The 5037-nt window shown below is 72.9% G+C and carries 2 protein-coding genes and 1 pseudogene; all 3 read left to right on the top strand.

All coding sequences use genetic code 11. The annotated features are described in order from the left end of the window. Positions 1 to 99 (top strand): annotated as a pseudogene (locus OO57_RS37290) (ATP-binding protein); the annotation flags it as partial. 320 nt (positions 100 to 419) lie between these two features. Next, positions 420 to 4169: a nitrate- and nitrite sensing domain-containing protein gene (locus OO57_RS37285; protein ID WP_051778753.1), complete on the top strand. Its 3750-nt coding sequence runs from the start codon at positions 420 to 422 to the stop codon at positions 4167 to 4169. A 166-nt stretch (positions 4170 to 4335) separates the two neighbouring features. Beyond that, positions 4336 to 4986 (top strand): DUF742 domain-containing protein, encoded by a 651-nt coding sequence (locus tag OO57_RS41945; RefSeq protein WP_081974231.1) that lies wholly within the window; start codon positions 4336 to 4338, stop codon positions 4984 to 4986. Positions 4987 to 5037 lie beyond the last annotated feature (51 nt).

Raw genomic sequence — 5037 nt, 5'->3', positions numbered from 1 at the left:
GACATCCCCATCATCACCCTCGACGCCCGACGCCGGGACAGCGCCAAGAGCGCCCTCATCACCCTCGTCGAACACGCCCTCCTCGCCCGACTGCGGTGAGCCCCGACCTGGCCGGGGGGCGCGGACCAGGAATGGTTCGCGCCCCCCGGTAACAGTTCGGTAGGCATTTGCCGAGGCCGTTTGACAGTGCGTAGCCGTCCGAACCCGGTGTGCGCCAATGACCTTGAACTTTGCGGGAGTTCACCCGTTTATGTCCGTTTTCCACCTGTGGCGTACGGGTCAGGGGGGCCGTTTGTCCGGTCCACCGGCTCGTGTTGGAATTCCAGCTACCCCGTAGGACCCTTGCGGGCCGCGGCCCGTCTGGGGGGTAGCCGCCGGATAGATCCATGGCCGCCAGTCGGTCGAGAGGTTGTTGTCGAGTGAGGCGTAAGCAGCCAGTCACCCCTCAGCGGCGCTCAGAGCCCCGCCAGCAGGACCCGGGTAGCGGCCCGAACAACGGTCAGTTCTCCGCGTTCACCGCGGCCGGGGACCGTGACCGCGCCGAGCAGCACCGCCCCGTCCCCCCGGCGCCCGCCCCGCGCCCCGCGCCCGCCGAGGACGCCCCGCGCCCCGGCGGCAGCAACGGCCGCCGGTACGACTTCCTGTCCCCGCTGAACTGGCGCGTGCCGACCCGCCTGGTGGCCATCCTGGTCATCCCGGTCGTCATCGCCCTGGTCTTCGGCGGCCTGCGCGTCAACACCTCGCTGGACGACTACAACCAGGCCGACCGCGCGGTGCGCATCGCCACCCTGGCCAGCGCCGCCACCAAGCTGGCCGACGCCCTGGAGCAGGAGCGCGACGAGACCCTCGTCCCGCTGCTCACCGGGCAGGGCGACCAGGGCGAGGTGAAGAAGCTCCGCGACCGGACCGACGAGGCCCGCCGGGCCTACGACGCGGCGTTCGCGGAGGTCAAGGACGACGCCACCATGAAGCGCCGGAACGACCAGTTCCAGCAGGCCGTGGTGTACCTCCCGCACCTGCGCGCCAACGCCTACAAGCCGGAGCTGTTCGCGACCGCGACCGCCAACGCGTACTCGCTGATGTTCGCGCCGCTGCTGGCCATCGACAACTCGGTCGGCTTCGGCTCCACCAACGTCACCTCCAAGGGCCGCGCGATCTACGCGATGTCGCTGGCCAAGGCGTCCGCCTCCACCCAGCGCGCGCTGATGCTCAACCTGCTGGTCGGCCTCGGCGTCGGCGGCGTGGACGGCCACGAGGGCGACGACCTGATCCAGTCGCTGGTGGTCGCCTCCCGGCTGGAGCAGACCGCGCTCAGCGAGTTCAACACCGCCTCCGGCGACGCCGAGATCAAGGTCTACTCGGACGCCCTGGTCGACCAGGCCACCGCCGACCAGCGCCTGCCGCTGCGGATGCCCGACGGCCACAGCCTGCCCACCATGCAGGGCCTGCTCGCGGTCGGCATGTCCTACGCCGGCCAGCTGGCCGGCACCGCGGCCGGCGGCGACCACGCCGCCAGCATCATCGACCAGGTCGGCAAGGACGGCCTGACCCGCCCGCTGTGGGACCAGGCCACCAAGAGCCACATGAGCGCGCTGCGCGCCGCGGAGACCGACCTGCTGGCCCAGGTCGTCGACGAGGCCCAGGGCATCAAGGACCGGGCCTTCACCGACTGGGTGCTCAACTCGCTGATCGTGGTCGCCTCGCTGGTGCTGGCCGGTCTGCTCACCGGCTACATCGCCCGCTCGATGATCCTCGGCATGCGGACCCTGAACACCGCCGCGCTCGACATCGCCAACCACCGCCTGCCGGAGCTGGTCGACAAGCTCTCCAAGACCGACCCGGAGCGGGTCGACACCTCGGTCAGCCCGATCCCGCTGCACGGCAGGGACGAGATCGGCGAGGTCGCCCGCGCCTTCGACCAGGTCCACCAGCAGGCCGTCTCGCTCGCCGCCGAGCAGGCGCTGCTGCGGGGCAACGTCAACGCGATCTTCACCAACCTGTCGCGCCGCAGCCAGGGCCTGATCCAGCGCCAGCTGGCGCTGATCACCGACCTGGAGAACAACGAAGCCGACCCGGACCAGCTGGAGAACCTCTTCAAGCTGGACCACCTGGCGACCCGCATGCGCCGCAACGGCGAGAACCTCCTCGTCCTCGCGGGCGAGGAGCCCGGCCGCCGCTGGAACACCCCGGTCCCGCTGGTCGACGTGCTGCGCGCCGCCGCCTCCGAGGTGGAGCACTACGAGCGGATCGAACTGGCCGGCATCCCCGAGGCCGACGTGGTCGGCCCCGCCGTGACCGACCTCGTCCACCTGCTCGCCGAGCTGCTGGAGAACGCCACCTCGTTCTCCTCCCCGCAGACCCGGGTGCTGGTCAACGCGACCCGCCTGCCGGACGGCCGGGTGCTGGTCGAGATCCACGACAAGGGCATCGGCCTGACCGCCGAGGACTTCGCCGAGATCAACGAGAAGCTGGCCGAGCCGCCCACCGTCGACGCGACCATCTCCCGCCGGATGGGCCTGTTCGTGGTCGGCCGGCTGTCCCAGCGGCACGACATCCGCGTGCAGCTGCGCCCGTCCGGCGAGTCGGCCGGCACCACCTCGCTGGTCATGCTGCCGCAGCAGCTCACCCAGCTGGGCGCGATGGCGCCGGAGCCGCAGGCCGAGGAGTTCACGGTCTCCCGGATCTTCGCCGAGCAGGAGCCGACCGCCGAGTGGGCCTTCGAGGGCCAGGACCGCACCGCCGCCGAACTCGGCTTCGACGACCACCTGGCCGTCCCCGGCGCCGTGCCCGGCAACGGCTTCTCCCCCGCGCTGGAGTCCATGCAGCGCTCCCAGCGCCTGGAGGAGCGCCGCCGGGCCGCCCTGGAGATCGGCCCCGGCCCCGCCGCCGACGAGCCGGTGGAGGCGGAGGTCCTGGAGTCGCCCTACGGCGCCCCCGAGGACGGCTACGGCTACGGCGCCGCCCAGGACGACCCGTACGCCCGCCCCGAGGCGGACGCCTACGGCCGCCCCTTCGAGCCGCAGCAGGCCCCGCAGGGCGACGCCTACGGCCACCGCCAGGACGCCCCGTACGCGCCCGCCGGGTACGCCGAGGAGCCCTACGCCCCGGAGCAGTACGCGCAGGCCCCCTACGGCGACGGGCAGCAGTACGCCGAGGCGTACCAGCAGCAGCCGTACGGCGACGGGCAGTACGACCAGGGCGCCGGGCAGTACGACGGCTACGAGCAGTACGCCGACGAGTACCGGCAGGACGGCTACGCCCAGGACGGCTACCAGCAGCAGGACCACGGCTACGAGGAGCCCGCCGGGCACCCGTACCCCGCCGAGGAGCTGCCGGCCCTGCCGCCGGCCCGCTCCGCGGAGCAGCAGGCCCCGGGCGGCGCGCTGCCGCAGCGGCGGCCGGGCCAGCAGCTGGCGGGCGGCGGCGCGGACCGTCCCGGCGGCGGCGAGACCCCGAACTGGTTCACCGGCGCGAAGGACACCTCGGTGCCCGTCGAGGAGCCGCGCGGCCACGACGTGTCGGCGCTGGGCGGCTACGGGCCGACCGGTCCGACCGCGGCGCCCAGCGAGTGGGAGTCGCCGAACGACGGCGACTGGCAGCGCGCGGAGAAGCTGCGCGAGCCCTCCTCGGCCGGCACGACCCCCTCGGGCCTGCCGCGCCGGGTGCCCCGCCAGAACCTGGTCCCGGGCAACGCCCGGACCACCCCGCAGGAAGGCCCGCAGGTCTCCCGCGACCCGAACGAGGTCCGCGGCCGCCTGACCAACCTGCGCCGCGGCGTCGAGCAGGGCCGCCAGGCCGGCGGCGACCCCGGTGCCACCGGCAGCTTCCGGATCGACCCCGACCAGGGGGCGTACGGTGATGGACCGCACGAGGGCTTCCCCCGGGACCGCGCGGACCAGCTGGCCGCCGTCGCCTCCGGACTGACCTCGCTGACCTCGGGCGCGAGCCGGATCTTCGAGGGCGGCGACGTGACCCAGACCGTGGTCGAGATGGAGCGCGGCTTCCTGTTCCTGATGGCGGTCAGCGACGGTTCCGCGCTCGCGGTCCTCGCCTCGCCGGACTCCGACATCGGCCTCGTCGGCTACGAGATGGCACTCCTCGTGGACCGCGCGGGCGCCGTCCTGACGCCCGCTCTGCGGGCCGAACTCCAGGGCAGTCTCCTGCACTGACGGTTCGTCGGATACCGTCCTGGTATTCGAAAGACCTCATTGCCCGTCCCGAGGTCGCTTCGGCGGCCTCGGGACCGGGCGTTGTACGGCCTTCGCACCACAGGTCACGGCGCTCCCCGGCGACGCGGCCAGCAACGCACCGCCGCACCCTTTGAGGAGATGAACCGTGACACCGCCCGACCACAGTGGCCAGTACGGCGCCCCGTACGCGGGCTCCGGCCACGACGCTTTCGGGGATCCCGGCGTCGGCCACGGTCAGCAGCCGCAGTACGCGCCGCAGTTCAACGGTGGCCAGTCGTACCTGCCCCCGCAGTCCGACCCGCGCTGGTACCAGCAGCAGGACGGATACGGCCAGGCCCACCCCGGCCCGCACGCCTTCCCCGAGCACGGGGCGTTCCCCGACCCGGGGCTGCCGCACCGGTACGAGGAGCAGCAGCCCGGCCACGTCGAGGAGTACGCCGACGAGGAGGACGCGGGACCGCTGATCCGCCCCTTCGCGATGACCGGCGGACGCACCCGGCCGCGCTACGAACTCGCGCTGGAGGCCCTGGTCTCCGCCGCGGTCGACCAGGCCAGGATGGCCACCCTGCTGCCCGAGCACCAGCAGATCTGCGCCCTGTGCGCCTCCGACGTGAAGTCGGTCGCCGAGATCTCCGCGCTGCTCGGCCTCCCGCTGGGAGTGGCCCGCATCCTCGTGGCGGACCTGGCCGAGGCCGGCCTGGTCGCCATCCACCAGCCCGCAGCCGGCGGCGAATCCGGCAACCAGCCCGACGTCACGCTGCTCGAAAGGGTCCTCAGTGGACTTCGCAAGCTCTAACGCGGCCGCCGCCCCCAGCCGCGCCACCACCTCCGCCAAGATCGTCGTCGC

The organism is Kitasatospora phosalacinea, assembly GCF_000717185.1.
In the GTDB taxonomy this organism is placed as follows: Bacteria; Actinomycetota; Actinomycetes; order Streptomycetales; family Streptomycetaceae; genus Kitasatospora; species Kitasatospora phosalacinea_A.
This window is presented reverse-complemented; position numbering and strand designations above follow the sequence as displayed.